At 68.6% G+C, this 26612-nt stretch carries 23 protein-coding genes and 3 pseudogenes; 16 read left to right on the forward strand and 10 right to left on the reverse strand.

The window, feature by feature from the left end; translation table 11 throughout:
* Positions 1-14: 14 nt before the first annotated feature.
* On the forward strand, positions 15-872 hold the full coding sequence (locus tag RGU41_RS02570; RefSeq protein WP_134559469.1) for a carbon-nitrogen hydrolase family protein: 858 nt from the start codon (positions 15-17) through the stop codon (positions 870-872).
* A 13-nt stretch (positions 873-885) separates the two neighbouring features.
* On the opposite strand, the gene RGU41_RS02575 is transcribed toward RGU41_RS02570, so the two are convergent.
* Both RGU41_RS02575 and RGU41_RS02580 read right to left on the reverse strand, forming a co-directional pair.
* The gene (locus RGU41_RS02575) at positions 886-1272 is read right to left on the reverse strand and encodes an ATP-dependent DNA ligase (protein WP_241975386.1); all 387 of its coding nucleotides are present in this window, start codon (positions 1270-1272) and stop codon (positions 886-888) included.
* Positions 1273-1507: 235 nt separating this feature from the next.
* Complete coding sequence (locus RGU41_RS02580; RefSeq protein WP_322135439.1) at positions 1508-2125, reverse strand: helix-turn-helix domain-containing protein; 618 nt, start codon at positions 2123-2125, stop codon at positions 1508-1510.
* A gap of 151 nt (positions 2126-2276) precedes the next feature.
* Between RGU41_RS02580 and RGU41_RS02585 the strand changes: the two genes are divergently transcribed.
* The gene (locus RGU41_RS02585) at positions 2277-3011 is read left to right on the forward strand and encodes a glucose 1-dehydrogenase (RefSeq protein ID WP_134445832.1); all 735 of its coding nucleotides are present in this window, start codon (positions 2277-2279) and stop codon (positions 3009-3011) included.
* A 53-nt stretch (positions 3012-3064) separates the two neighbouring features.
* Here RGU41_RS02585 and RGU41_RS02590 read toward each other — a convergent pair whose 3' ends face one another.
* Positions 3065-4195, reverse strand: coding sequence for an alpha/beta hydrolase (locus tag RGU41_RS02590; RefSeq protein WP_322135440.1), 1131 nt, complete (start codon positions 4193-4195; stop codon positions 3065-3067).
* A gap of 225 nt (positions 4196-4420) precedes the next feature.
* On the opposite strand from RGU41_RS02590, the gene RGU41_RS02595 reads away from it, so the two are divergent.
* The gene (locus tag RGU41_RS02595; RefSeq protein ID WP_134559463.1) at positions 4421-5506 is read left to right on the forward strand and encodes an alkene reductase; all 1086 of its coding nucleotides are present in this window, start codon (positions 4421-4423) and stop codon (positions 5504-5506) included.
* A 109-nt stretch (positions 5507-5615) separates the two neighbouring features.
* Here RGU41_RS02595 and RGU41_RS02600 read toward each other — a convergent pair whose 3' ends face one another.
* Positions 5616-6851 carry an aminotransferase class I/II-fold pyridoxal phosphate-dependent enzyme gene (locus RGU41_RS02600; protein WP_134445829.1) on the reverse strand — a complete coding sequence of 412 codons (1236 nt, stop codon included), beginning with the start codon at positions 6849-6851 and terminating at the stop codon, positions 5616-5618.
* Between the two features lie 203 nt (positions 6852-7054).
* Between RGU41_RS02600 and RGU41_RS02605 the strand changes: the two genes are divergently transcribed.
* The 5 genes and pseudogenes from RGU41_RS02605 to RGU41_RS02625 all read left to right on the forward strand — a co-directional run bounded on the left by RGU41_RS02605 (position 7055) and on the right by RGU41_RS02625 (position 12897).
* Positions 7055-8755: a S1C family serine protease gene (locus RGU41_RS02605; protein WP_134445828.1), complete on the forward strand. Its 1701-nt coding sequence runs from the start codon at positions 7055-7057 to the stop codon at positions 8753-8755.
* Positions 8756-8954: 199 nt separating this feature from the next.
* Positions 8955-9941: a glycosyltransferase family 2 protein gene (locus tag RGU41_RS02610; RefSeq protein WP_322137284.1), complete on the forward strand. Its 987-nt coding sequence runs from the start codon at positions 8955-8957 to the stop codon at positions 9939-9941.
* Positions 9938-10764: pseudogene (locus RGU41_RS02615) on the forward strand (CDP-alcohol phosphatidyltransferase family protein). The gene RGU41_RS02610 and the pseudogene RGU41_RS02615 overlap by 4 nt, the downstream one beginning before the upstream one ends.
* Positions 10765-10767: 3 nt before the next feature.
* On the forward strand, positions 10768-11646 hold the full coding sequence (locus tag RGU41_RS02620) for a glycosyltransferase family 2 protein (RefSeq protein WP_134445825.1): 879 nt from the start codon (positions 10768-10770) through the stop codon (positions 11644-11646).
* Positions 11647-11670: 24 nt separating this feature from the next.
* The gene (locus tag RGU41_RS02625) at positions 11671-12897 is read left to right on the forward strand and encodes a hypothetical protein (protein WP_134445824.1); all 1227 of its coding nucleotides are present in this window, start codon (positions 11671-11673) and stop codon (positions 12895-12897) included.
* An 8-nt stretch (positions 12898-12905) separates the two neighbouring features.
* On the opposite strand, the gene RGU41_RS02630 is transcribed toward RGU41_RS02625, so the two are convergent.
* Entirely contained in the window at positions 12906-13937 is a 1032-nt protein-coding gene (locus RGU41_RS02630; RefSeq protein ID WP_241987400.1) for a hypothetical protein, read from the reverse strand.
* A gap of 117 nt (positions 13938-14054) precedes the next feature.
* Here RGU41_RS02630 and RGU41_RS02635 point away from each other — a divergent pair, with 117 nt between their 5' ends.
* A complete protein-coding gene (locus tag RGU41_RS02635; protein WP_134445823.1) occupies positions 14055-14330 on the forward strand; it encodes a helix-turn-helix domain-containing protein in 276 nt (91 codons plus the stop codon).
* A 6-nt stretch (positions 14331-14336) separates the two neighbouring features.
* Here the strand turns inward: RGU41_RS02635 and RGU41_RS02640 are convergent, their stop codons facing one another.
* From RGU41_RS02640 to RGU41_RS02650, 3 genes are read right to left on the reverse strand one after another with little or no spacing between them, the layout of a single operon-like run.
* Positions 14337-15119, reverse strand: coding sequence for an ABC transporter ATP-binding protein (locus RGU41_RS02640; RefSeq protein WP_134445822.1), 783 nt, complete (start codon positions 15117-15119; stop codon positions 14337-14339).
* Positions 15119-15919: an ABC transporter permease gene (locus tag RGU41_RS02645; protein WP_241975384.1), complete on the reverse strand. Its 801-nt coding sequence runs from the start codon at positions 15917-15919 to the stop codon at positions 15119-15121. Before RGU41_RS02645 ends, RGU41_RS02640 begins: the two co-directional genes overlap by 1 nt.
* 42 nt (positions 15920-15961) lie before the next feature.
* On the reverse strand, positions 15962-16654 hold the full coding sequence (locus tag RGU41_RS02650; RefSeq protein ID WP_134445821.1) for an NTP transferase domain-containing protein: 693 nt from the start codon (positions 16652-16654) through the stop codon (positions 15962-15964).
* Between the two features lie 258 nt (positions 16655-16912).
* Here RGU41_RS02650 and RGU41_RS20695 point away from each other — a divergent pair, with 258 nt between their 5' ends.
* The 4 genes from RGU41_RS20695 to RGU41_RS02670 are packed head-to-tail and all read left to right on the forward strand — an operon-like array spanning position 16913 to position 21465.
* The gene (locus tag RGU41_RS20695) at positions 16913-19108 is read left to right on the forward strand and encodes an ATP-binding cassette domain-containing protein (protein WP_416172948.1); all 2196 of its coding nucleotides are present in this window, start codon (positions 16913-16915) and stop codon (positions 19106-19108) included.
* A complete protein-coding gene (locus RGU41_RS02660) occupies positions 19084-20661 on the forward strand; it encodes a hypothetical protein (protein ID WP_134561743.1) in 1578 nt (525 codons plus the stop codon). The genes RGU41_RS20695 and RGU41_RS02660 overlap by 25 nt, the downstream gene beginning before the upstream one ends.
* A 7-nt stretch (positions 20662-20668) precedes the next feature.
* The gene (locus RGU41_RS02665; protein ID WP_134445819.1) at positions 20669-21151 is read left to right on the forward strand and encodes a DNA alkylation repair protein; all 483 of its coding nucleotides are present in this window, start codon (positions 20669-20671) and stop codon (positions 21149-21151) included.
* Positions 21152-21171: 20 nt separating this feature from the next.
* Complete coding sequence (locus tag RGU41_RS02670) at positions 21172-21465, forward strand: DUF3039 domain-containing protein (RefSeq protein ID WP_322135441.1); 294 nt, start codon at positions 21172-21174, stop codon at positions 21463-21465.
* A 37-nt stretch (positions 21466-21502) separates the two neighbouring features.
* On the opposite strand, the gene RGU41_RS02675 is transcribed toward RGU41_RS02670, so the two are convergent.
* Both RGU41_RS02675 and RGU41_RS02680 read right to left on the reverse strand, forming a co-directional pair.
* Positions 21503-22831, reverse strand: a complete 1329-nt coding sequence (locus RGU41_RS02675; protein ID WP_134445817.1) for a nicotinate phosphoribosyltransferase — start codon at positions 22829-22831, stop codon at positions 21503-21505.
* Between the two features lie 93 nt (positions 22832-22924).
* Positions 22925-24157 (reverse strand): beta-ketoacyl-[acyl-carrier-protein] synthase family protein, encoded by a 1233-nt coding sequence (locus tag RGU41_RS02680; RefSeq protein ID WP_134445816.1) that lies wholly within the window; start codon positions 24155-24157, stop codon positions 22925-22927.
* 167 nt (positions 24158-24324) lie between these two features.
* Between RGU41_RS02680 and murI the strand changes: the two are divergent.
* The 3 genes and pseudogenes from murI to rdgB all read left to right on the forward strand — a co-directional run bounded on the left by murI (position 24325) and on the right by rdgB (position 26574).
* A pseudogene (murI, locus tag RGU41_RS02685) lies at positions 24325-25238 on the forward strand (glutamate racemase).
* Entirely contained in the window at positions 25235-25969 is a 735-nt protein-coding gene (gene rph / locus RGU41_RS02690; RefSeq protein ID WP_134445814.1) for a ribonuclease PH, read from the forward strand. Before murI ends, rph begins: the two are co-directional and overlap by 4 nt.
* A gap of 18 nt (positions 25970-25987) precedes the next feature.
* Positions 25988-26574 (forward strand): annotated as a pseudogene (gene rdgB / locus RGU41_RS02695) (RdgB/HAM1 family non-canonical purine NTP pyrophosphatase).
* Positions 26575-26612: the final 38 nt, after the last annotated feature.

The following is a 26612-nucleotide window of genomic DNA, read 5'->3' on the forward strand; positions in this document are numbered from 1 at the left end:
GCTAGGCTGACGCCATGGTCGAAACCCCGCCTGCCACGCCAGCGCCCGCCCGGACGGTGCCTGTCGACCCGACGGCCGTCGGTGTCGCCGTCGCCCAGTTCGTCCCAGGGGCCGACCGGGAGGCGAACCTCGCCGAGGTCGCCCGCCTGGCCGGCATCGCGGTCGACCGCGGCGCGCAGCTCGTCGTGTTCCCCGAGTATTCCGCGTTCTTCGAGCCGACCCTCGGGCCCGCGTTCGTCGCGGCCGCCGAGCCGATCGACGGGCCGTTCGTGACGGCGCTCGCGGCGCTCGCCGAAGGCCTCGGCCTCGTCATCGTCGCGGGCATGCTCGAGGAGGCCGTCGGTGCCGGACGATTCTTCAACACCATCGTGAGCGTCGGGCCGACGGGCGAGCTCCTCGCCCGCTACCGCAAGCTGCACCTCTACGACGCATTCGGCGAGCGCGAATCCGACTGGGTGCTGCCCGGCGCGATCGAGCCGCCGCAGACCTTCTCGGTCGGAGGGCTGCGGGTGGGGTTGCAGACCTGTTACGACATCCGCTTTCCCGAGGTCACCCGGCGACTCGTCGACGCGGGTGCCGAGCTCGTGCTCGTGCCCGCCGAATGGGTGCGGGGCCCGCTCAAGGAGCAGCAGTGGCGCACCCTCCTGACCGCGCGCGCGATCGAGAACACTGTTTATGTCGCCGCCGCCGACCACGCCCCGCCGATCGGCGTCGGCACGAGCATGATCGTCGACCCGATGGGGGTCGAACTGGTCACGATCGGCGAGACGACGGATGTCGGCCTCGCCTGGCTCACCTCGGCTCGCCTCGGGCAGGTGCGTGCGGTCAACCCCGCACTCCGGCTCCGGCGCTTCGGGATCGTCGAGGTCTAGCCGCCGGGGAGCCTCAGCCCTCGGTCGCGATCGTGTCCTGGGAGGCCGCTGCCGCCCGGGAACGGAAACCGGGTTCCTTGCGCATCACGTGGTCCTGCTCGGACATCGCCCGCTCCTCTCCCGTGGCGACGAGTCCCTGGGAGCTGTTCGCCGAGCGGGTGAGCTGGGCGAGCCACAGCGGATTGATGGTCGGCGGCTGGCCGCCGGAGAACTTGAAGTACAGCGGGATGGCCGGGTGCAGCCAGGCGGAACTGCGACCGTCTCCTGCCTCTGCGGCGTTCCGCCAGGACAACAGGAAACTCTCGCCGCGGCGTAACTTCTGCACGATCACGATTTGCAGGTGCGCGAGGATCCGGTCGTCGAATTCGACGGTGACCCGGTCATACGTCAACGAACCCATGGGGCGCCGCTTTCAGTCGGTGAACTCTCGCGCGAACAGCAGACCGCCCTTGTGGGGCATCCGCTGGGTTCGCACTTTAAGTGTGGTCGTAATTCCCGGTCAATACAAGGGAATCGTCAGGCCTCGGCGGTCGCGGCCGGCACCTGCTCGACGATGCCGTGCAGCACGAGGTCGATCTCGGTGCGGAGCGAGTCCGGCAGGCTCTCCATCGGCTCCCGTCCCAGCCCGCATCGGATCAGGGCGAGGTGGAGCAGCGAGAAGATACTGCGTGCCGCAAGCGCCGGGTCCACCCCCGCCGGAGCCGCTCCGATTCTCCGGGGGTCTCCGTCCCGTAGCCGCTGAGCACGGTCGCGATGGTGGCCTCGAGCCCGTCGACGAGCTCGAGGGCCTCGGCGCGGTAGGTCCCGGTGGGCTCGCCGCACAGGATCTCGCGCTGGTAATAGGCGGTGTTCTCCGGGTGGCGCGCGGCGGAGGTCAGCAGGGGGAGGAGGAGGGCCATGATCGCGTCCGTCGGGGCGAGGGATGCGTCCGCCTTCGTTGGATCGTGCCGGGTTCCGGTCAGGGCCCTGCGCCACTCGTTGTTGAAGACCATCAGGAGGAGCTCGGGCTTCGAGCTCGCGTACCGGAAGAGCGTCCCCGCCGCGACATCCGCGCGATCGGCGATGTCCTGGGTCGTGACGAGCGCGTAGCCGCGCTCGGCGAAGAGATCCTCGGCGGCCGCGAGGATGCGGCCCTGCTTGTCACGCTTGTTGCGTTCGCGGCGGCCAGGAGTGGCACTGGCGGCGTCGGCGTCGGCGTCGGCAACGGCGGCGGCACCGGCGGCCGGTGTCGTGCCTTCGTCTGGTCGGCGCACGGGGATCCTCACTCTGGGTCGGCTGCTTCCCGGGACGGTGCCACGGGGTTTTCTCAATCGTAGATTCAATCAGCTGATTCCAATATAACGGAGTACGCTCATTTTTGAGTAGAGTACAGATTCATTGAACCCGAAGAGAAAGGTGGCCATCATGGGTCGCGTTCAAGGCAAAGTGGCACTGATCAGTGGCGGTGCCCGCGGAATGGGAGCATCACACGCGCGGCGGCTGATCGCGGAGGGAGCGCAGGTGGTCATCGGAGACCTCCTCGACACCGAGGGCGAGGCCATGGCGACCGAGCTCGGCCCGTCCGCACGCTACGTGCACCTCAACGTCACCGACGCAGACGACTGGTCTGCAGCTGTCCTGTTTGCTGTGGAAACCTTCGGCGGGCTGGACATCCTCGTCAACAACGCCGGAATCGCGAGCGCCGCGCCGATCGAGAGCTTCCCGATCGACGTCTGGACCCGCACCATCGAGATCAACCTCACCGGTACGTTCCTCGGCATGCGGGCCGCCATCCCTGCGCTCTCACGCCGCGGCGGCGGCTCGATCGTCAACGTCTCATCGGTCGAGGGCCTCCTCGGCAGCGCGGGCCTGCACGCCTACGTCGCGTCGAAGTTCGGCGTGCGCGGCATCACGAAGTCGGTCGCGCTCGACGTGGCGCCCCTCGGCATCCGCGTGAACTCGATCCACCCCGGCTTCATCGAGACGGCCATGACGAAGTCCCTCGACGTCGACATGGTTGAGATCCCGTTGCGCCGTGGCGCCAAGCCCGAGGAAGTATCGAGCCTGGTGCTGTACCTCGCGAGCGACGAGTCGAGCTACTCGACCGGCGCAGAGTTCGTCATTGACGGCGGCCTCACGATCGGCATCCCGCACAACTGATCGTTCACGTCCCCGCTCCGCCCGGCGTGCCCGCGAGAGTACACTTTCGGCCCTTAAACCATCGGTTTAGGGGCCGAAAGTGTACTCTCGCGGAGGCTGCTCAGGGCTTCGAGGGCTTCGAGGGCGGCGAAGGGCTTCTCGATGTGGGCGAAGTGGCCCGTGCCCGCGATCGTTCGCGAAACGAACCCGGGAATGACGGCGGAGAGCCGGGCGCGGTCCGAATCGGCGACGAAGATGTCCGCGTCGCTCTGGATCGCGCGCACCGGGCAGGTGATGCGGGCCCAGGACCGTTCCGGGTCATGGGCTCCGGCGAGGGCGGATGCCTCGACGAAGGCCCGCGGACGGACTTCCGTCGCGAGGGCCGAGATCACGCTCGCCGGTACGGCGTCGACCCGGCTGAACAGCGGCGCGGTGAGCCCGCGCAGCACACCCACCCTGTTGAGCCAGCGCACGAGGCCGCGGCCGGCGGGCTCGGCGACCGCGAGGGCGCGCATGACGCCGAGCAGGGCCGTGTACCCGGGCAGCAGGGTGAACCTGGTGATCGGATGCCGCACGCTGTCCACCACCGAGAACGTCGTCGCAGAGACGAGGGAGACCGACACGGTTGCGGCAGGTTCGAGTGCGGCCAGTTCGAGGGCGAGGAAACCGCCGAGCGAGTGCCCGACGACGTGCCAGCGCTCGTAGCCGAGTGCACGGACGGTTTCGGCGATCGCGGCCGCGACGGTCGTGATGCCCGGGGCGGGCCGGGTGGAGTGCCGGCCGGAGGCATCCGCTGGTTCGCTGTCGCCCCAGCCGGGTAGGTCCGGAATGATCAGGTCGGTCAGGGCGAGTGCGCCGGATGGAACGCGTCCCGTCGAGCCCGCCGAGCCACCGTTCGTCGCCGCCGAGAGGAGCGGGGTCCAGGTCGTCCAGGAGCCGGCAGCCCCGTGCAGCAGGACCGTCGCCGTGTCGCTGCCCGTGCGGCGGCCGTGACGCACCGCAAGCGTGCCGGAGCCGAGGCGCATCGAACTCGTGGTGAGGCCGAAGGCGCGTGCGTCTGTCGAGAGTGGGAACGGGCAATACTCATCCCGCCGAGTTTCGGGCACGGACGTCACGGACGTCCTGGACGTCCCGGCCGGCACGAGAGACGTCACCGGGGCGGGCGCCGCCGTGCGGTCGGGAGTTCGTGTCACCAGGATGGTCATGCCTGGTATTCGTCGCCGCGGGGCGATCGGTTTGCCCGCGTCGGGACAGGCTGAGACCGCTCGCAGCCCGGCCCGGCGTCGGCGTCCCGGCGGCGGACGACGGTGTGGACCGCGTGTGGAATAGGACCGGGCCCGGGCCCGTTGTCTGCAGCGCACCCTGCGTTTCCCTGCGCCGGCCCGTTCGGCCGCGCCCGGCGGAACTTCCGTACTACGAAAAGAGCGACTGTGACCCTGTTCTCCCCGCTGACCCTCGGCGACCTGCACCTGCCGAACCGACTCGTGATGGCGCCGCTGACCCGCACCAGGGCGGGCCTCGACGGCATCCCCGGACCGATGGTCATCGAGCACTATCGCCAGCGCGCATCCCTCGGCCTGATCGTGTCGGAGGGGGTCTACCCGAGCCACGCCGGACAGGGCTACACCGGCCAGCCCGGACTCGTCACCGCCGAGCAGGTCGACGGCTGGCGTTCCGTCGCGTCGGCCGTGCATGAGGCCGGCGGCCTCATCGTCGCCCAGGTCATGCACGCCGGCCGGGTCTCGCACGACCTCGTCAACGGCGGCTTCGACGTCGTCGCGCCGAGCGCGATCGCCATCGAGGGCGAGACGCACACCCCGGAGGGCAAGAAGCCATACCCCGTTCCGCACGCGCTGACCGAGGCCGAACTCCCCGGAATCGTCGCGGAATTCGTGCGCGCGTCGCAGAACGCCATCGCGGCAGGGCTCGACGGCGTCGAGATCCACAGTGCCAACGGCTACCTCCTGCACGAGTTCCTGTCACCGGCCTCGAACCAGCGCACGGATGCCCACGGCGGTTCGCCGGCGAACCGCGCCAGCTTCGTGATCGAGGTCGCGACTGCTGTTGCCGCCGCGATCGGCGCCGGCCGGGTCGGGATCCGCATCTCACCGGAGCACAACATCCAGGACGTGCTCGAGACGGATGCCGCAGAGACCCTCGCGACCTACACCGCCCTGGTCGACGGGCTGGCCCCGCTCGGCCTCGCCTACCTCAGCGTGCTGCACCAGGACCCGACCGGCGACCTGATCCAGGGACTGCGCACCCGCTTCGGCGGACCGCTCCTGATCAACACCGGCTTCGGCACCGTCACGACCCGGGCCGAGGCCATGGCCATCCTGGCCGATGACGTCGCAGACGCCGTCGTCGTGGGACGCGCCGTCATCGCCAACCCCGACCTCGTGCACCGCTGGCGCGACGACCTCCCGCTCAATGCCCTCGACCCGCAGACCCTCTACGGCAGCACGGCCGCCGGCTACACGGACTACCCGGCGCTCGCCGCCGCCGCCGCGGAGTAACACTCGCCCGAACCGATTCGACGGACTTTTTGAGTTTCTGGGCCGGTTTGCGGCCGCCCAGGTTACGAAAACCCGGCATCTCCGTCGAATCGGTTCGGGCGGCCTCGCGCTACCGGGCGGCCGGGCGCAGGGCAGCGAGCCGTGCGGCAGCCTGCTCCAACAGGTCCACCTTCTTGCAGAAGGCGAAGCGCACGAGCGAGGCATACTGCGGCCGGTGTTCCGGACTGCAGAACGCACCGATCGGCACGGCGACCACGCCGGCGAGGGCGGGAAGGTCGCGACAGAAGTCAGCGCCGTCCTCGTATCCGAGCGGCGCGGCATCCGCCACGATGAAATACGAACCGCTCGGGCGCGACACGGCGAAGCCCGCGGCGACCAGGCCGCGCTCGAGGACGTCACGCTTGCCCTGCAGCGAGGCCGCGATACCCGTGAAGTACGAGTCCGGGAGATCGAGCCCCCTCGCGATCGCCGGCTGGAACGGCGCACCGTTCACGTAGGTCAGGAACTGCTTGACCGCGAGGATCGCCGTCACGAGCGCGGCGGGTGCTGTCAGCCAGCCGATCTTCCATCCGGTCGTGTTGAAGGTCTTCCCGCCGGAGGAGATCGTCACGGTGCGCTCGAAAGCCCCCGGAAGCGTCGCGACGGGCAGGTGCTGCACACCGAAAGTGAGGTGTTCGTAGACCTCGTCGGTGACGATGATCGCGTTGTGCTGTTCGGCGAGCCGCACGATGAACTCGAGCGTCTCGCGGGAGAACACGGTCCCGGTCGGATTGTGCGGGTTGTTCACGAGTATGAGCCGGGTGCGATCGGTGATCACCGCACTGAGCTCGTCGAGATCCGGCTGGAAGTCCGGCGTGCGCAGGCGCACGGTGCGATGGATGCCGCCGCCGAGTGCGATGAGGCCGCCGTACGCGTCATAGAACGGTTCGAACGTCACGACTTCGTCGCCGGGCTCGATCAGGGCGAGGATCGTCGCAGCGAGCGCCTCTGTCGCCCCCGCGGTCACGAGGACCTCGGTCTCCTGGTCGACACTGAGGCCGTAGAAACGCTGCTGGTGGCGGGCGATCGCGTCGAGAAGCACGGGGAAGCCGCGGCCAGGCGGGTACTGGTTGACCCCGTCCGTGATGGCCTGTCTGGCGGCGTCGAGAACCTCGATGGGTCCGTCCTCATCCGGGAACCCCTGTCCGAGATTGATCGCGCCGGTGCGGACGGCGAGCGCGCTCATCTCGGCGAAGATGGTGGCGGCGATCGTGCCGTCGGCGCCCAGCAGGCCGGCACCACGGGCCGTCCGGCGCCAGGCGCCCGGAATGGCCGCGGTCGGAACTGTCTCGGGGGAGCCGTGCATGACTCCAAACTACGACATCCCCCGTGTCGGTGGCTCACGGGACCGGTTCGCAGGCGAGGATTGCTGCGCCGATCCGGCCGACCCCGGTCGCTGGGCTGCCACCCCAAGCAACATCACGGCTTCGTCATTGAATGCTCTCAGCTTGGGCGGAGGATTCGTTCAGGTTCGGGCGTGAAGCTGGCATCGCTTGGAAGGAGCACCTCATGACCGAACACCCTCAGGACCCAGACATTAATCGAGATCGTCCCGCTGCCGACGTTCCCTCCGACGCTGGCCAGGCCGCCGCGTCCGGACAGCCGGCCAACGCCGCCGTCCCCGCCGATACCACCGAGTACCCGGCCCCCTCCGCGAACGCGGACAACACGACCGAGGTCGTCGGCTTCCCGCAGGCCGCGCAGCCGGTTGCAGAGCAGCCGCAGGGCGTCGTCGCCCAGCAGGCGTCCGCCCCCGCAGACGTCCAGGCCGCCCAGGCTCCCCAGCAGCCCGTCGCGAACGCGTCGAACCAGATCACCCAGCCGACGCTTCCCTACGCGACGGATGCCTTCGGACGGCCCCTCGGCGGAGCCGACGGCTCTGTCCCGCCGCACTTCGCAGCATCGGCTGCACCCTTCTCCTACGCTCCCCAGGGTGGCGGCCCGAACGGACCGACCGGCCCGTCGTCGGCCCCCCATCCGAAGGACCCGGCCCGCCGCCGTGCCGGACTCAGCCTCGTTGCGGCGCTCGCGATCGGCGCCCTCATCGGCGGCGCATCCGGCGCCGGCGTGATGGCGCTCCTTTCCGGAGGCCAGGGCAACGGCACCCCCGTCAGTCAGGCCCAGGGGTCGAGCACCGTCGTCGTCAACAACACCGAGAGCGTCAACCAGATCACGGCAGCCACCGCGAAGGCCATGCCGAGCGTCGTCACCATCAACGCGACCAGCGGAACCTCCGGCGGCACCGGTTCCGGAGTCGTCCTCACCTCCGATGGCTATGTCCTGACCAACACCCACGTCGTGACACTCGACGGCGCGAGCGCAGACGCGACCCTCGAAGTCACGGCCAGTGACGGGAAGGTCTACAAGGCGACAATCGTCGGCACAGACCCGATCTCCGACCTCGCGGTCGTCAAACTGACCGACGCGAGCGGCCTCACCCCGATCAACTGGGCAGACTCGAGCAAGCTCAACGTCGGCGACACCACGATCGCCATCGGCGCACCGCTCGGCCTCTCCGGAACCGTCACCGACGGCATCGTGAGCGCCCTCAACCGGAGCATCTCGATCGCCTCATCGGCGGCGCCCACCACGGACACGCCGGACACCACGGCCCCGAGCACGGACAACCCGTACTTCTGGAACTTCGACCTCCCGAACAAGGACGGAAGCGCGCAGTCGACCACTCCGAGCACGACGAGCAGCATTTCGCTCTCCGTAATCCAGACGGATGCCGCGATCAACCCCGGCAACTCCGGCGGCGCCCTGCTCAACTCCAAGGGTGAACTGATCGGCATCAACGTCGCCATCGCCAACGCGGGCGGGTCCTCCTCATCGGGAACGGCTGCCGGAAGCATCGGCGTCGGCTTCTCGATCCCGTCGAACCTCGCCAAGCGCGTCTCCGACGAGCTCATCGCCAACGGCAAGGCCACCCACGGGCTGCTCGGTGCGAGCATCACGAGCGCGACGAGTGACACGAGCAGCACGGTCGGCGCCCTCGTCAGCGAGGTCAGCTCCGGTGGCGCAGCCGAGAAGGCGGGCCTGAAGAAGGGCGACGTCGTCACGAAGTTCAACGGAGTGCCGATCACCGACGCGAAGGATCTCACCGCCCAGGTGCGGGTACTCGCCGCCGGCGCCACCGCCGACCTCGTCTACGTCCGCGACGGCAAGTCGTACACCGTGACCGTCACGGTCGGGGAACTGTCCAGCTAGCAGCTCCCGTCCTCCTTCCACGCCCTGCGCCGCCGGTCATCGACCGGCGGCGCAGTCGTGTTTCCGCTCCGGTGCGCCAGCCGTCAGGAGGCCCCCAAAGGGGTGGGCTGGTAGTCTGGACAGTCCGCAACGGAATGGACACCCGATCGAACAGGCAGCACACACCGGCGAAGCGCCCCTGATCGGTGTCTCCTACGTGATGCCCGTGCTCAACGATGTGCTGCACGTCCCGGCCGCGGTGACGAGCCTCCTGGGCCAGGATTACACCGGTCCGTTCGACGTCACGCTGGCCCTTGCACCGAGCATCGACGGCACGGAGGAACTCGTCGCGGAACTCGCCGAACTCGACCCGCGCATCCGTGTCGTGCCCAACGAGATCGGATCGACCCCTGCCGGCCTCAACGCCGCGATCCGTGCATCCGCCTACCCCGTCGTGATCCGGGTCGACGCCCACTCGGTGCTGCCGAGCGACTATGCGCGCGTCGCCGTCGATACCCTCGAGCGCACCGGGGCGGACAACGTCGGCGGAGTCATGGACGCGCGGGGCACCGCTCCGTTCCAGCGCGCCGTCGCCCGGGCTTACGGCACCCGGATCGGCCTCGGCGGAACGCCCCTCCACGTCGGTGGGCCGGAGGGCGCCGCAGAGACGGTCTACCTCGGCTGCTTCCGCCGCGACAGCCTCCTGCGTGCCGGGCTCTTCGACGAGACCATCAAGCGCGGCCAGGACTGGGAGCTCAATCGGCGCCTCCGCGAGCAGGGTGGCACGGTCTGGTTCACACCGAGGCTGCGCGTCGTCTACCGGCCGCGACCGAGCCTGTCCAGACTCGCCCGCCAGATGCTGTCCACCGGAATGTGGCGCGGGGAACTCGCGCGGCGCTTCCCCGCAGACAACGGCATCCGCTATTTCGTGCCTCCCGTGATGGTGCTCCTCGTCACCGACGGAGTGGTCCTGGGCTTCGCCGGCGTCGTCGTACCGTGGCTGCTGCTGGGCTGGATCGCCCCGGTCGGATACCTGCTCGTCGTCCTCCTGGCCACCGTGGTCGTGACTCGCCCTGATGGCGGGCGCTCCGGCGCCTGGTTCCTTCTAGTCTTGCCCTGTATCCACTTCTGCTGGGGTTTCGGCTTCCTGCTCGGATACCTGAAACTCACCAGCAATATCGCGGCACGGACCGGGAGACACCTATGACATCCCACTCACATTCCACCGGTCGGGTGCGCCAGCCCCGGCCGACGTCGATCGCCGAGTTGCGGGCCGTCGCGCAGCCGCCCGAGGTACGCCTGCGGGCGAACGCCGAGCACTGGACGGCCTCGCTCTACCTGCGCGACGTGTCGCCGTATCTCACCTGGCTGCTGCTGAAGACGAGCGTGACCGCGAACGGTGTCACGGCGCTGATGATCCTCGTCGGCTGGTCGACCGCTGCGGCGCTGCTCATCCCCGGTGTCTGGGGGCCCTGCTCGCGCTGATCCTCGGGCAGCTGCAGATGCTCGTCGACTGCTGCGACGGCGAAGTCGCGCGCTGGCGAGGCGAATCGTCGCCAGCCGGGGTCTTCCTCGACAAGGTCGGTCACTACTCGACGGAGGCGCTCATTCCGATCGCGTTCGGCATTCGCGCGGCGGCCTACCCGTTCGAATCGCCGGAGGATTTCCTCTGGACGACTCTCGCGTTGCTGCTCGCCCTCGTGATCGTGCTCAACAAGGCGCTCAACGACATGGTGCACGTCGCCAGGGCGAACGCGGGGCTCACCAAACTCGCCGACACGCGCGGTGAGCAGACCCCGACTCCCGGCAGGATCGCCCAGCTGCGCAGGCTCGCCCGGTTCCTGCCGTTCCACCGCCTGTACCACTCCGTCGAACTCACGATCCTGATCTTCGCCTCCGCGGTGATCGGCCGTTTCGTCGGCGAGCCTCTCATGGACCGGATCGTGCTCATCGCTCTCGTGCCCCTGTCGATCCTCGCTCTTTTCGGCCATTTCGTCGCAATCATGGCGTCGCGCCGCGTCCGGTCCTGAGCGGTGAGCGACACCGTGCTGCCGAGGGTCGGTGTCGTCGTGCTCACCCAGGGCACCCGGCCGGATGACCTCGCCAGCGGCATCCGCTCGGTGCTCGCCCAGCAGGAGGTCGTCCTCGACGTGGTCTGCGTGGGCAACGGCTGGGTACCGACCGGGTTACCGGGTGCCGTCCAGGCGCTGGCCCTGACGGAGAACCTGGGCATCCCCGCCGGTCGCAATCGCGGCGTCCCCCTTGTGACGGGCGAGTACCTCTTCTTCCTCGACGACGACGCGAGCATCCCGGACCCCCGGTTCCTCAGTCGCGCGGTCGCGCAGCTCCGCGCGGACCCGTCGATCGGCCTGCTGCAACCCCGGGTGACCGATCCCACGGGCGCGGCGGCGCCGACCCGCTGGATTCCGCGCATCCGTAAGGGAGCCGCGACAGAGTCCGGCGCCGTCTTCTCGGTCTGGGAAGGTGCCGTGGTGATGCCCCGTGCGGTCTTCCTGGCCACCGGAGGCTGGGCCGAACCGTTCTTCTACGCTCACGAGGGCATCGAACTGGCGTGGCGGGTCTGGGACCAGGGGCTGCGCACCTGGTACGCGGGAAACCTCGAAGCAAATCATCCCGTCATCCAGCCCACCCGGCACGCCGACTACTACCGGCTGAACGCGCGCAACCGGGTCTGGCTCGCCCGGCGCAACCTGCCTGCCGTGCTGGTCCCGGTCTACGCCGGTTCCTGGCTCGCGATCCAGCTGCTGCGATTCCGCAGCGACCGGCCGGCACTGCGGGCCTGGCTCGCCGGATTCCGGGAGGGCTGGCGCAGCAACCCGGGGGAGCGGCGGCCGATCAGCGCCCGCACGGTCTGGCGGATGTCCCTGGCCGGCCGTCCCCCCATCGTCTGACCCGGTGCTCGGTACTCTGGAGGGATGACCATTCGAAAAGACATCGGCCTGGCCGTCAAGCTGGTCAAGGATGTCGCCGCGTCGCGCCGGGCACAGAAACTGCTCGCCGGCCGGCTCCTCGGGGACGGTCCGCTTCCGCTCGGCCGTTTCAAGATCGCGGTCTACTTCGCCGACGGCGCCGTCAACCTGTATCAGATGCGGCAGTGGTACCGGCCGCTCGCCGTGCTCGCCGAGACCTGGCCCGTCATCGTGTTGAGCCGCACCGGGACCGGGGCGCTGCCGATGTCCGAGGAGTGCCCGGTGCCGGTGACCTACGTGCGCAAGGTCGCCGACCTCGAGCGGGTCGTCGCGGAACAGGACATCCGCATCGTGTTCTACGTCAACCAGAACGCCCGGAACTTCCAGATGATGCGCTACCCGCGGTGCTGGCACGTGTTCATCAACCATGGCGAGAGCGACAAGATGTACATGGTCACGAACCAGATCAAGGCGTACGACTACGCCTTCGTCGCCGGTGACGCCGCCCTCGCCCGTCTCGACCGGGTGCTCTGGGACTACGACTTCGACAAGCGGGCGATCACCATCGGCCGCCCGCAGGCGGACCACTACAGCGGCGTGCTTCCGTACGTTCCCGACGACCGGCAGGTCGTGCTCTACGCGCCGACCTGGGAAGGAGACCGGCCCACCGCGGCATACGGCTCGATCGCGAGCCACGGCGTCGCACTCGCCACTGCGCTCCTCGCCTCGTCGCGGCATCGCCTGATCTACCGGCCGCACCCGCGCAGCGGGGTCACCGACGAGGCATACGGCGCAGCCAACCGCAGGATCATCGCCCTGATCAAGGCGGCGAACGCCCGCGATCCCGCCGCTCACCACATGTACGACACCGGTGCGGAGCTCGGCTGGCAGCTCGCGGCGGCGGACGTTGCCATCGTCGACATCTCAGCCATGGTCTACGACCGGCTCGCCGCAGGCAAGGCCCTTCTCGTCACCCGCCCCGCCGATCCCGCTGCCGAGATCGACACCGGCGGGTACCTCGCGGCGTGCGAATGGCTCGACGCGTCCGCCGCCTCCTCGATCGTGGGCACGGTGGATGCGCTCGCGCACGACCCGGAGGCCGAGGCCCGGTTGGGTGTGTGGGTCGAACGCTACTTCGGCGACGCGGCACCCGGTGCGGCCACCGCTCGCTTCCACGCGGCCGTGCAGCACCTGATGGACGAGTGGGAGCGGTTCGACGCCGTTCGGCCCTGAGCGGCCTGCTACGGTCGCGGAGAGGAGGCCGGTTCGCGGGGAGACACGTCCTGCCCGGCGGCCGCGTGATCCGAATCCGCGTGAGCCGAATCCGGGTGATCCGCCGTTGCGGTGCCTGGAACCCCTGACTCCAGCGGTCGGCCACGGCGCAGCAGCCGCGGGACCATGCGGGGGAGCACGGTGAGGGTGCCGTGCCCGAGCTGCCCGAGCTGGGTGATGCGGTGGCCGGCGGCGACCCGCAGCGCGCCGGCACGGCCGACTCCCTCGAGGCCGCCGCCCTCGCGCACGATCGCCTCGCGTATGCGCGGGTCGAGTTCGGGACGGAAGTCCGCAGGCGGCTGGCCGAAGGCGAGCCGGGACGAGGTCAGCACCCGCTTGCCCAGAATATGGTTGCCGGCGCCGCCGACGACGGCGCCGACGCCGAAGGGGAGCGCCTTGCCGACGAAACTCGCGGAGCCGCGGGTCGCGAACTGGCGGATGAACGAGCTCTTCAGGCGATCGGTGAGCGGACCCATGATGGCGCGCGGAATGCTCGCGGTGACGAGTTCGCCCCAATAGGCCGTTCGGACCGCACCCGTTCCGCTGAACTGGCCGGCAAGCTGGCGGACGAGGTCGGAGCCCTCCCTGCCGAGCATCATCGTCATGACGAGGGCGCGGGCGCGCTCCGGGTCGTCGACGGCAATACCGTGCACCTCGCTCACCGACTGGGCGAACAAGGCTGTCGCTTCGAGGAACCCGGCGGTCTCGACGCCGGACAGTGCGAGGGTCACCCCGGTGCCGACGCCGGGAATGACGGCCGTCGCCCCGACGGCCGCGCCGCCGGTCGTGACCATGGCGAGGTAGCGGCGTTCGAGGATCCTGATGATCTGTGCGGGGTCCGAGTCCGGTGAGCGCCGGCGGATGCCGCGGATGTGGGCGAGCACAGCCGGGCGGTGGATGGCCATGACCCGGTCGAATCCCCGGATGATGCCGGTCGGAAGCTGGCCGCCCTGCGGCAGACCCCCGGTCGTCGAGACGAGGGGTTTCACTCTTCGTGCCATGTCGATGCCGTCCTTCCGATTTCCGTCGAGTTTACGTTGCCGGTCTGACAGGGGAAGGTATTCACATCTTTTCCCCGGCCACTGGCGGTTTTCCCACTTCAAGCCTATAGATGGAGGATGCCGGAGCCGAAGTCAGAAGCGAGCCGCCTGCTGGGACTGCGCCTGCGGCAGCGCCGAACGGAACTCGAGCTCAACCAGGAGTCTGTCGCGCACCGGGCCGGACTCAACGTGTCCAATTACGCCAGGATCGACCGCGGCACTGGGAATCCGACCTTCCACACCCTGATCCGGCTCGCGGACGTGCTGAGCCTCGAGGTCGGGGACCTCCTCACCGGCCTGACCAAGGAACAGCTGCCGCCCGATCGCGACAGCCTCGCCATCGTCGATCCTTGAGCCGGCTCAGGCGGGCCGCACGCCGTAATCGGCGTCGTACCGGGCGAGGACCTCGTCGAGTGGACCGTCGAGGACGAGCGCGCCCTTGTCGAGGTAGAGGCCCCTGGCGCAGAAGCGACGCAGGTCGCGTTCGTTGTGCGAGACGAAGAACAGGGTGCGGCCGCCGGCGAGCAATTCCTCGATCCGGCGATAGCACTTCTCCCGGAAGGCCTTGTCGCCGACGGCGAGCACCTCATCGACGAGGATGATCGGCTCCTCGAGCCGGGAGATGACCGCGAAGGCGATGCGCACCTTCATACCGCTCGAGAGGTGCTTGTACGGGGTGTCGACGAAGTCTCCGATCTCGGCGAAGTCGAGAATCTCGTCAAAACGCTCGCCGATCTGTTTCTTCGTCATGCCGTGCAGGCCCGCCGTGAGATAGACGTTGTCGCGCACGGTGAGGTCATCGACGAAACCGCCGGTGATCTCGATCAGTGGTGCGACGCCCTCCGTCACCCGCACAGTGCCCTCATCGGGCAGGACGACCCCGGTCACGAGCTTGAGCAGGGTCGACTTTCCCTGGCCGTTGCGACCGACAACGCCGATGGCCTCTCCGCGCTGCACCGTGAAGGATACGGCGCGCAAGGCCCAGAATTCGCCGGGTCTGGTGCGCCGGGCCCCGCTCGCGAACAGGTCCTTGAAGCTGCGCCTGCCGCGTCGGTTACGGCGAAAACGGATGCCGACCCCGGCCAGGGCGATCACAGGCGCCCCGGTCACGGCCGATCCCGGCGTCCGGACTGTTCCCGTCATCACAGCTCCTTCAGGACCGCGCGCTCGGTGCGCGTGAAGACCAGCAGCCCGAGTCCGAGGAAGGCGACGGACATGGCCGCGCTGACGCCGACGGTGAACCAGTCGAGGTTGCCGGGGAAGAAGGCCGCCCGGTAGAGGCTGAAGATGCCGCTGAGGGGATTGAACGCCGCCCAGAAGTGCAGCTGGTGCGGCAGGTCCTGGGTGCTGTAGATGATCGGGGATGCGTAGAACAGGAAGCGCAGGATGAGTTTGACGGCGCGTTCCAGATCGCGGAAGAACACGACGAGCGGCGCGACGATGAGGCCGACCCCCGCCGTGAGGATCGCCTGGATCACGATGGCGAGCGGGAAGAACACGATTTCGACGCTCGGCCGGGCGCCGGCGAACACGGCGAACAGCACGAGCACCGGGATCGAGGCGAGGAATTCGATGCCCTTGGAGAGCACGAGCCGGTTCACCCAGATGGTGCGGGGGATCCGGGTCGACCGGATCAGCTTCGCCTCGCGCAGGAACGCGCGAGTGCAATCGGAGACGGTTCCGTTGAACCACATCCAGGGCAGCAGCGCGCTGAGCAGGAAGATGATGTACGGCTCGTGCCCGACGCCCCGGTGGAACACCTGGGTGAACACGAACCAGTAGATCCCGGCCATCACGAGCGGGTCGAGGATCGACCAGAAATAGCCGAGGAACGAGGTGGAGTAGCGGACCCGCAGGTCGCGCTGGGTCAGGAGCCACAGTGAGTGGCGGTAGCGGGAGAGAGCGGTGAGCTGTTCAGGGCGCACTTCTGCGTAGCTACTCACAGACTCCACTCTAGATGTTCACAAAATCAGGGTGAATGCGAATCAGACGAACAGGTTCGCGCGCTCGAGGTCTTCGGCGAAATCGACCTCGACAGCGTAGAAGTCGGAGATGTCGAGGGGTTCGATCAGCAGGCCGTTCTTCTCGATCGCGAGTTCGATGCCGCGCTCGAAGTAGTCCTGGTCGTTCACCCTGGCGAGATGGCGCACCAGGATCGCCTTGTGCGCACTGGAGATGAAGTTGATGCCAACGGCCTCTCCGAGTCCACCGGTCACGGTCTTGGAGAGTTCCCTGATGTATCCCTCGTCGTCGGTCGTGTACTTGACCTCTTCTTCGGACACCTGTGAGGTGTTGACCGTCACGAAAGACTGGTCGCGTTCGACCATGGCGTGCGCCCGATCGAGGACGGCGGGATCGAAGACGACGTCGCCGTTCATCCAGAGCACCCCGCCCGCGCCGGAGGCCTGCAGGGCGCGCAGGAGGCTCTTGGACGTGTTGGTCTGGTCATATTCCTCGTTGTAGACGAAGGATGCCTGGGGGAACGCCTCGATGATGTGCTCGAGCTTGTAACCGACGACGATGGTGACGCGGGCCAGGGATCCGAATGCGTGCTCGATGTTGTCGAACTGCTGACGCATGATCGACCGGCCGTCGCTGAGTTCCGTGAGCGGCTTGGGCAGTGAACGACCCAGTCTGCTGCCCATTCCCGCTGCCAAAATGACTACCTGGGTGGCCATATTTGTCTCCTTAACAGTGTCGGGCTACCTGCGCCCGGTTCGAAAAATGTCGAGCCAGTTTGCCTGTGGTTCACCTCGTCTTTTCCGTTCAGACACACCAACATGAAAGTGTCAGTCTACCCGAAGTGCCCCTTTCGGGTGCCGCCGCGTGGAATCGGCCCCGGTGAACGGGCCGGATCGAGCGCGTTTTCGGCGGGATTCGCGCCCGCCATCCAGTCTTGTCGGAGGGTCGTTGGTAGGGTTGGCGAGGTGACTCACGTGCCTCCCAACTCCGAGCCCAACGAGCCGACCACAACTGTGCCCGCGTCCGATTCGGCCCCGTCGAACGACGCAGCCACTCCGGCGCGTCCGGCCAAGACGACGCCCGACCGCGCAACCTCGGCGCGCACCGCTTCACCCCGAACTCCGGCAGCCCGAACCCCCGTCGCCCGAACCCAGAAGCCCCGCGCCAGCCCGGTTCGCAAGGTTGCCGCGGCTCCCCAGAAACCCGCTGATCCGGCCGAGCCGTCCCCGACCCATGTCGCCCCTGCGGCAGGAGCCGCGGCCAAGACCCGCACGACCGCAGAAAAGGCCGAGACGGCCGCTCGTCAACGCGCCGCGAGGGCGAGCGCGGCGAAGTCGCGTGCCGCGAAGGCTGCCGTCGTCCGTGCGGAGGCCCTTGCCGCCGCGGAAGCCCTCGCCCAGGCGCAGGCCGAGGCGGAGGCGGAGGCTCGTGCCCGTGCCGAAGCCGAAGAGTACGCAGCTGCCCAGGCTCGCGAGTACGAGGCGGCCGAGGCGCGCGCCCAGGCGGATGCCGCCGCACGCGCGAAGGCGCAGGCCGATGCCCTGGCTCTGGCCGCGATCAAACCGCGTCCCGACCCGGAGGCGCTTGCCCGCGCCCAGGCGCAGGCCCGCACCGAGGCCCTCGCCAAGCGTTCACTCGGCCCCATGCCGCCGGACGCGCCCGCACGCGGCGGCCGGCTTCCCGTACCCGGCGTCGTGCCGATCGTCGTGCCATCCGTTGTCTCAGCGCCTCCCGCCGTTCCCAAGCCCCCACGCATCCGCCCGGGAGTCGGGACCTCCAGAGACTGGGTCGCCACGGCCGTCCTCGGCCTGCACCTGCCCCCCGTCGAGAACAAGTCCACCACGCCGGCAGCCACGCAGCCGAAGGACGACGAGGTGTCGACGGTCCGTCCGGACCCGACACCTCCGCCCGCGACCAAGGTCATGCCGGTACCGGCACCGGTTCGTGCTGGTGAGCCGATTGCCCCATCCGTTCCGGAACCGGGACTCGTCGCTGTCCCTGAGCCGATCGACGCTCCGGAGCCCGACCCCGGGCCCGTCGTCGCCGCAGCACCCGTGCCGATCGTCGCGAAGGCGGCAGGGTCCTCGACTCTCGACGAGCCGGCGACCGTCACCGAGCCCGCAACCGAGCCTGACGCGGAGCCCGTCACCGATCTCCCCAGTGAGCCCGAAACTGAGCCCGTCACCGAGTCGGAAACCGAACTCGTGCCCGAGACAGAAACCGAGCCCGAAACCGTGCACTCGGTGGAGCCGCAGGCCCCGCCCGTGCCGGAGCTCGTGTCCGAACCGGAACCGGAACCAGAACCCGAGCCGGAACCCGAACCGGAACCGGAGCCAGAGCCAGAGGTCGAGCCTGCCGAGCCGGCTGCCGCGAACCTCGCCATCGCTCCCGGTGCCCGTACCGCACCCGCCCCTGTCGTCCTCTCTGTCACGGCCCTGCGTAAGTCTTTCGGAAGCACGCTCGCCGTCTCCGGAATCAACCTCGAGGTCCGCACCGGCTCCTTCTACGGCATCGTCGGCCCGAACGGTGCGGGCAAGACCACGACCCTCTCCATGGTCACCGGCCTCCTCCGTCCGGACGACGGTTCGATCGAGGTCCACGGCATCGACGTCTGGAGCGACCCGGTCGCCGCGAAGCGCGTCATCGGGGTGCTGCCGGACCGACTGCGTCTCTTCGACCGCCTGACCGGCGCCCAGCTGCTCTACTACGCCGGCGTGCTCCGCGGGCTCGACGGGGCGACCGTCCGGAAACGATCCGCCGACCTCGCCGTTGCGTTCGGACTCGAGGACGCACTCAACCGACTGGTCGCCGATTACTCGGCGGGCATGACCAAGAAGATCGCCCTGGCCTGCGCGATGATCCACTCGCCGCGCCTGCTCGTTCTCGACGAACCGTTCGAATCCGTCGACCCGGTCTCGGCAGTCAACGTGACCGAGATCCTGCAGAAGTACGTTGCAAGTGGCGGCACCGTCGTCCTCTCGAGCCACAGCATGGACCTGATCCAGCGGGTCTGCGATCACGTCGCGATCATCGTCAACGGCAAGGTCCTCGCGGCCGGCACTGTCGACGAGGTGCGTGGCGGGCAGACCCTCGAAGAACGATTCATCGAACTCGCCGGAGGGCGAAAAGTGGCGGAGGGGATGGAATGGTTGCACAGTTTCTCGGACTGAAGCTCCGGCTCTTCGGCAATCTCTTCCGGCGGAGCCCCTGGCAGGTCGTCGGCATCGTGATCGGACTGCTCTATGGGCTCGCGGTCGCGGCCGGGATCTTCGCCCTGCTTGTCGGCCTGCGCTTCGTCGACGACGGCGTCGGTTCGATCCGTGACGGCATCGTGGTCGCCGGCTCGCTCGTCGTGCTCGGCTTCCTGCTGATTCCGCTCATGACGGGCATCGACGACAGCATGGACCCCCGCAAGTTCGCGGTCATGGGCATCCCCAACCGGCAACTGTCGCTGGGGCTTGCCGTGTCCGCACTGATCGGCGTCCCCGCAATCGTGCTCACGATCGTGCTGCTCGGCACCATCGTGACCTGGTCGCGCGGACCCGGTGAGACCGTGTTCGCCGTCCTGTCCGCGGCGCTCCTCCTTGCCACCTGCATGCTCGGCTCCCGGGTCAGTACGTCCATTGCTTCGTTCCTGCTGGCCACTCGCCGCGCGCGGGAGATCGCCGGAATCGTCGGCGTTCTCCTGCTCGTCATGTTCGCTCCCGTCACCGTGCTCGTGGTCAACCTCGACTGGAGTCTCTACGGCACGGGCTTCATCGGCGGCCTCAGCAGTATCCTCGGCTGGACTCCGCTCGGGGCGGCCTGGTCGGCGCCCGGCGATGCGGCAGGTGGGGACTGGGGTGCTGCACTCCTCAAGCTGCTCGAGGCCGCGGCATTCCTGCTCGTCCTCTGGGTCGCCTGGCAAGCGCTCGTGAGCCGGATGCTCGTCTCACCCGGCAGGGAAGCCGTCGCCAAGGAGTACGGCGGCCTCGGCTGGTTCGACCGCCTGCCGAACAATGCCGCGGGCGCCATTGCCGCACGAAGCCTGACCTACTGGCGCAGGGACCCCCGCTACGGCATGTCCCTCGTGATGATCCCGGTGATCCCGGTGCTCGTCGTTCTCCCGCTCGCGTTCGCCGGGGTTCCGGTCCAGGCCCTCGCGCTCCTGCCGGTGCCGCTGATGTGCATCTTCCTCGGCTGGGCGCTTCACAACGACGTCGCGTTCGACCACACCGCGATCTGGCTGCACGTCGTCTCCGGCACCCGGGGCATGGCCGACCGGATGGGCCGGCTCGTTCCCGCGTTCCTGGTCGGAATCCCACTGATCGGCATCGGCTCGTGCATCAGCGTCGCCGTGTACGGCGACTGGGGCGCGTTCCCCGCCGTGCTCGGCGTGAGCACCTGCATCCTGCTGACCGGACTCGGTTTCTCGAGCTACAGCTCGGCGCGCTTCCCCTACCCGGCATCCAAGCCAGGCGACAGTCCGTTCACGCAGCCGCAAGCCTCCGACACCGCGGCAGCGCTGATCCAGTCCGTGACCCTCGTCGGATCGGTCATCCTCTCGCTCCCGGCGATCGGGTTCGCGGTCCTCGGCCTCTTTGTCGATCCGGTCTGGCTGCTGCCGTCCCTCGCGAGCGGTGTCGTCGTCGGCCTGCTCACCCTTTGGGGCGGCATCTGGCTCGGGGGCCGAACGTTCGACGCCCGCGGACCCGAGATGCTCGCCTCGGCGCTGCGCGCCTGACCCGTCGGTGAGCGCCGCCTGCGAGTTCGTCGATACCACCCTGCGCAACGAGGGGGACGAATACCGGGCCCAGGCGGAGAAGACCAGACTCGGAAGCGACCTGGACTTCTACGGGGCGACGATCGGGGCGATCCGGGGCACGATCCGGGACGCTGCCCGGCGGTACCCGGGGCTGACGCATGACGAGGTCACGGCGCTCAGCACAGAGCTGTGGGACGTTCCCGTCTTCGAGCGCCGGTTCGCCGCCGTCGTCCTGCTGCAGTCGAACGTCGCACTGCTGACCAACACCGATCTCACCCGGATCGAAGGCTTCCTCCGCGACGCCCGGCTGGCCGCGCTCGCGGATCCGCTCGCCCGCGATGTCACCCGCCCCCTCGTCGGACGGCTCTCCGGACTCCCTCGCACCAGGGCGGATGCCGCCATCGAGCGCTGGGCGCGCGACCAGGACCCGTGGCTCCGCCGCACCGCCGCCCTCGTGAGGGAAGCCTGACGCTGCCTAGACTAGGACCCATGATCAGAATCATTCGCGCCAGTATCGCCGAACCGGGCAACCCCGGCCAGCCGGGCGGCGGTACGTCCACGCTCGACCGCGAGCTCGAGGAACTGCTCAACACCGAGCAGATGGAACCGGGCGACCACGAGCGGTTCTCCCACTACGTACCCAAAGACAAGATCCTCGAGAGCGCCATCTCCGGCAAGCCGGTCAAGGCACTGTGCGGGAAGATGTGGATTCCCGGTCGCGACCCGGAGAAGTTCCCGATCTGCCCGACCTGTAAAGAGATCTACGACACGATGAAGAAGTAGCGGTTCCGCAGACCCCTTCCGGTCTACCCGTACCTGTCTAACCCTGCTCGTAGATCGTCGGGATGACGGGCTCCCCGCGGCCGAGGCGGAAAGCCTCGATCGGCAGCTCACGCATCACAGAGGCATGGTGCAGTCTCGCGCGTTCCGTGCCGGCCGCCCCGAGGTGGCTTTCGTCGATCACGCCGTCTGTGACGAGCGGGACGAGCAGTACCCGGTCCCGCCCGGATTCCTCCGCGGGCTCCGTCGTGTCTGCGGGGTCGCCGCCGAGCAGGACGACCTCGGCGCGGGCCGTTCCGCTCGCGTCGAGACGTCGAACGGCCCGCTTGAGGCCCCCGACCGAGACCTTGGCCGCGGATGTCTTCGCGACAGACACCCACTCGCCGGCGTCGTTCCGGTGCGCGACGAGCTTGTAGACCATCCCGGCGGCGGGGGCACCAGAACCCGTGACGAGGGAGGTGCCGACGCCGAACGCGTCGACGGGAGACGCCGACAGTGCGGCGATCGAATACTCGTCGAGGTCGCTTGTCACCGTGATGTGGGTGTTGACCGCGCCGAGCGAGTCGAGCTGGGCGCGCGCGCCGGCGACGACGGTCGGGAGGTCCCCTGAGTCGATCCGGATCGAACCGAGCCCTGTCCCGGCGACCGCGACGGCCCTGTCGATTCCGGCCTGGATGTTGTAGGTGTCGACGAGCAGGGTCGTCGAGGAGCCGAACGCCGCCACCTGGGCTTCGAAGGCATCCGCTTCGCTGTCGTGCAGGAGCGTGAAGGAATGGGCCGCCGTACCCATCGTGGGGATGCCCCAGCTGCGCCCGGCCTCGAGATTGCTCGTGGACGCGAACCCGGCGATGTACGCCGCGCGGGCGGCGGCGACGGCGGCGTACTCGCTCGTGCGGCGCGAGCCCATCTCGGCGATCGGCCGGCCGAGGCTCACCGAGACCATGCGCGCGGCCGCGCTAGCGACGGCGCTGTCGTAGTTGAGCACGCTCAACACCAGGGTTTCGAGCACGACGGCGTCGGCGAAGCTGCCCTCGACGGAGAACAGGGGAGAGCCGGGGAAGTACGCCTCGCCCTCCTGGTAGCCCCAGATATTGCCGCGGAAGGCGTAGTCGGCGAGCCAGTCGAGGGTGGGCGTGCGCACGACGTGGTTGTCGCGCAGCCAGGTGAGCTCGGCATCCGTGAATCGGAAGTCCCGGATGAGCTCGAGCAGGCGCCCCGTGCCCGCGACGATGCCGTAGCGGCGCCCATCCGGCAGCCGCCGGGCGAACGCCTCGAAGAGGCACTCCCGGTCTGCGGTGCCGCTCTGGATGGCGGCGTCCACCATGGTGAGCTCGTATCGGTCGGTGCGGAACGCGGAGGATTCAGTCACGCGGCCAGCCTATTCCTCCGGCGGGGTTGCCCCAGCGGACGGGCCGCGGCCGGCGTTCCCAGCCTGCCCCGGCCGCGCCGGGTCATACTCTCCCTACAGCGCGCCGAACGCGACGATGCAGTTCTGGCCGCCGAAGCCAAAGGCGTTCGCGAGGGCGTAGCGCACGGGCCGCTCACGGGCCACGAGCGGCACGTAGTCGAGCGTGCAGTCGGGGTCCGGCGTCGTGTAGTTGATCGTCGGGGGGATGATGCCCGTCTTGATGCTCAGCGCACAGAGCAGTCCGGACAACGCCCCGGCCGCACCGATCATGTGGCCGGTCATCGACTTGGGCGCCGTGACGGCGATGCGGTCGGCGGCGTGCCCGAGCGCCCGCCGGATCGCGGAGGTCTCGGCGCGGTCGTTGGCCTGCGTCGAGGTGCCGTGCGCGCAGATCACGTCGATGTCGCTCGGGTTGAGCTTCGCCTTCGTGAGCGCCTTCGTCATCGCGGCGCTCGCGTACTGTCCGGTGGGGTCAGGGGCGACGATGCTGAAGCCGTCGCTCGTGAGCGCCCCGCCGAGCACCTCGGCGTAGACCTTCGCTCCGCGTGCCCTGGCGTGGGAGAGGAGTTCCATCACGAAGATGACGGCGCCCTCGCCGAAGACGAGTCCGCTCCGGTCGGCGTCGAAGGGGCGGCTTGCCTCGGCGGGCGAGTCGTTGTGGGTGGATGCCGCGTGCATCGCATTGAGGCCGGCGAACATCACCGGGGTGATCGCCGCTTCGACGCCACCGGCGATGACGACGTCCGCGTCGCCCATCATTAGCATCGTGCGTGCCTCGAGGAGGGCGTATGCGCCGCTCGCACAGGCGAGCGCGCTCGCGTTGACCGGGCCGTGCACGCCGAGGTCGATCGCGACCTCGCATGCGGCCATGTTGAGCAGGGAGGAGGGTACGAAGCGCGGCGGGATCCGGCGTGAGCCGCCCGAGTTGACGAGTTCCGTCGCCTCCTGGATCTCTGCATATCCCGAGACGGCGCTGTTGACGACGACGGCGGTGTCGATGCCTTCCATGGATTCGCCGAACCCGGCGTCCTGGACGGCTTCGCGTGCCGCGGCGATGGCGAGTTGTGATGCGCGTGTGGCGCGCTTGGCCTGCTTGAACGGCATCCGCTCTGAGGCGATGAAGTTCTTGACCTCGCCCGCGATGCGGGTGGGCAATCCGGAGGGGTCGAACTGGGTGATGCGTGCGACGCCGCTGCGACCGTTCGTGAGGCCGGACCAGGTCTCCCGCCAGGTGTTGCCCAGGGGCGTGAGAGCGCCCAACCCGGTGATTACGACTCGGTCAATCATGACGATCATCTCCTCGACGGCGAATCTGACGCCGTCCTGCGCGGCGACCGTCGGTTGGCGGGAACCCTCTTTCGAGTGTAGTTACGGCCATATTCCCGGCGTGGTACACGCGGGCGCCCGCACGGCCTCGGAGCCTCGGTCAGCCGGGCCGACTAAGCTCGATTGTCGTGACGGATGCACCCATAGGAATTTTCGATTCTGGCGTCGGCGGTTTGACCGTCGCTCGGGCGATCAAGGACCAGCTGCCCAACGAGTCGATTCTGTACATCGGAGACACGGCCAATTCGCCGTACGGGCCGAAGAAGATCGCCGACGTCCGCGGCTTCGCACTCAAGGTTCTCGACGACCTCGTGGCCCAGGACGTGAAGATGCTGGTAATTGCCTGCAACACCGCGTCGGCCGCTGTGCTCCGAGATGCGCGGGAGCGTTACAGCGTCCCGGTGGTCGAGGTCATCCAGCCCGCCGTGCGACGCGCGGTCGGCACGACCCGCAACAACAGGGTCGGTGTGATCGGCACGATCGGCACCGTGAATTCACGGGCATACGAGGACGCCTTCGCGGCAGCGACGAACATCAGGCTTTTCACCAGGGCCTGCCCCCGATTCGTCGAATTCGTCGAAGCCGGGGTCACGACCGGCGACGAGGTGCTCGCCGTCGCCGAGGAATACCTCGCCCCCTGCGCGCTGCGGACATCGACACCCTCGTGCTGGGCTGTACGCACTACCCGTTCCTGCGCGGCGCGATCTCGTACGTGATGGGCGACGCCGTGTCAATCGTCTCGAGCGACACCGAAACCGCCAACGACGTCTACCGGATCCTCGTCGGGCAGGGCCTCGCCCGCACCGAGAAGGCACCTCCGAGTTACCGCTACGAGGCGACGGGCAACAGCGCCGATGACTTCCTCGACCTCGCCCATCGCCTGGCCGGCCCGGAGGTCTCGAACGTCGACCTGGTCGAGACCGGTGTCTTCAGTCTCAGCGAGCTCGTCGAGTTCGCAGCAACCCACCCTAATTCCGAGCACAACCACGCAGCGTCCCTCCTCCACCCGAGGGATGCCCGGCACACCAAGGAGACCTCATGACCGACATCGTGCGCGCAGACGGACGGGCCATCGACGAACTAAGGCCGGTCACGATCGAACGCGGCTGGAGCGACCAGGCCGAAGGGTCCGCGCTCATCTCCTGCGGACGCACGAAGGTGCTCTGCACCGCGTCGTTCACCAACGGTGTCCCGCGCTGGATGAGCGGCAAGGGCAAGGGCTGGGTCACCGCGGAATACGCGATGCTCCCGCGTTCCACGAACGAGCGGATGGCCCGCGAGGCGGTCAAGGGCAAGATCGGCGGCCGAACGCACGAGATCAGCCGTCTTGTCGGCCGCAGCCTCCGAGCGGTCGTCGATATGAAGGCGCTCGGCGAGAACACCATCGTGATCGACTGCGATGTGCTCCAGGCCGACGGCGGCACCCGTACCGCCGCGATCACCGGAGCCTACGTCGCACTCTTCGACGCGCTCGAGTGGGGTCGGCAGCAGAAGTTCATCGGCCAGAAGGCGCAGCCCCTCACCGACAGCGTCGCCGCGATTTCCGTCGGCATCATCAAAGGCGTTCCCATGCTCGACCTCGCATATACCGAGGACTCGAGTGCCGAGACAGACATGAACGTCGTCGTCACCGGCCGGGGCTCCTTCGTCGAGGTGCAGGGCACGGCGGAGGGCGCCCCCTTCGATCGTGCGGAGCTGAACTCACTGCTCGACCTCGCCCTCGCAGGGACCGTCACCCTGACCGAACTGCAGAACGCCGCCCTCGGGCGCTGACGGATGGGCGCTGACACCATGCGGCTCGTACTGGCCACCCACAACGCGCACAAGGTCGACGAGTTGCGCCGCATTCTCGCGCCGCAGCTCCCGGGGTCGACGTGCTCGCGTACGACGGCCCTGAACCCGTCGAAGACGGAACGACCTTCGCCGAGAACGCCCTCATCAAGGCTCGTGCAGCCGCGGCACACACCGGCCTGCCCGCCATCGCGGACGACTCGGGTATCTGCGTCGACATCCTCGGCGGCGCGCCGGGCATCTTCTCCGCACGCTGGTCGGGCCCGGCCAGGGATTCCGGCGAGAACCTGCGCCTGCTGCTCTGGCAGCTCGGGGACGTGCCGGAGGAACACCGCACCGCGCATTTCACCTGCGTCGCCGCCCTGGCGCTGCCGGACGGCACCGAACGGGTCGTGACGGGGGAGTGGCCCGGCCGGATCCTGACCGAGGCCGCGGGGGCCGGCGGCTTCGGGTACGACCCGATCTTTCTCCCGGACGGTTATGCGATCTCGGCGGCGGAGCTGACGGCATCCGTCAAGAATCGCGACAGCCACCGGGCGCGCGCCTTCGACGGGCTCGTCCCTGTACTGCGGGAGCTGCTCGGCTGATCCGGCACCGGCACCGGTCTCGATACCGGCGGAGGCGC

The organism is Cryobacterium sp. 10C3 (assembly GCF_034314285.1).
Taxonomy (GTDB): Bacteria; Actinomycetota; Actinomycetes; order Actinomycetales; family Microbacteriaceae; genus Cryobacterium; species Cryobacterium glucosi.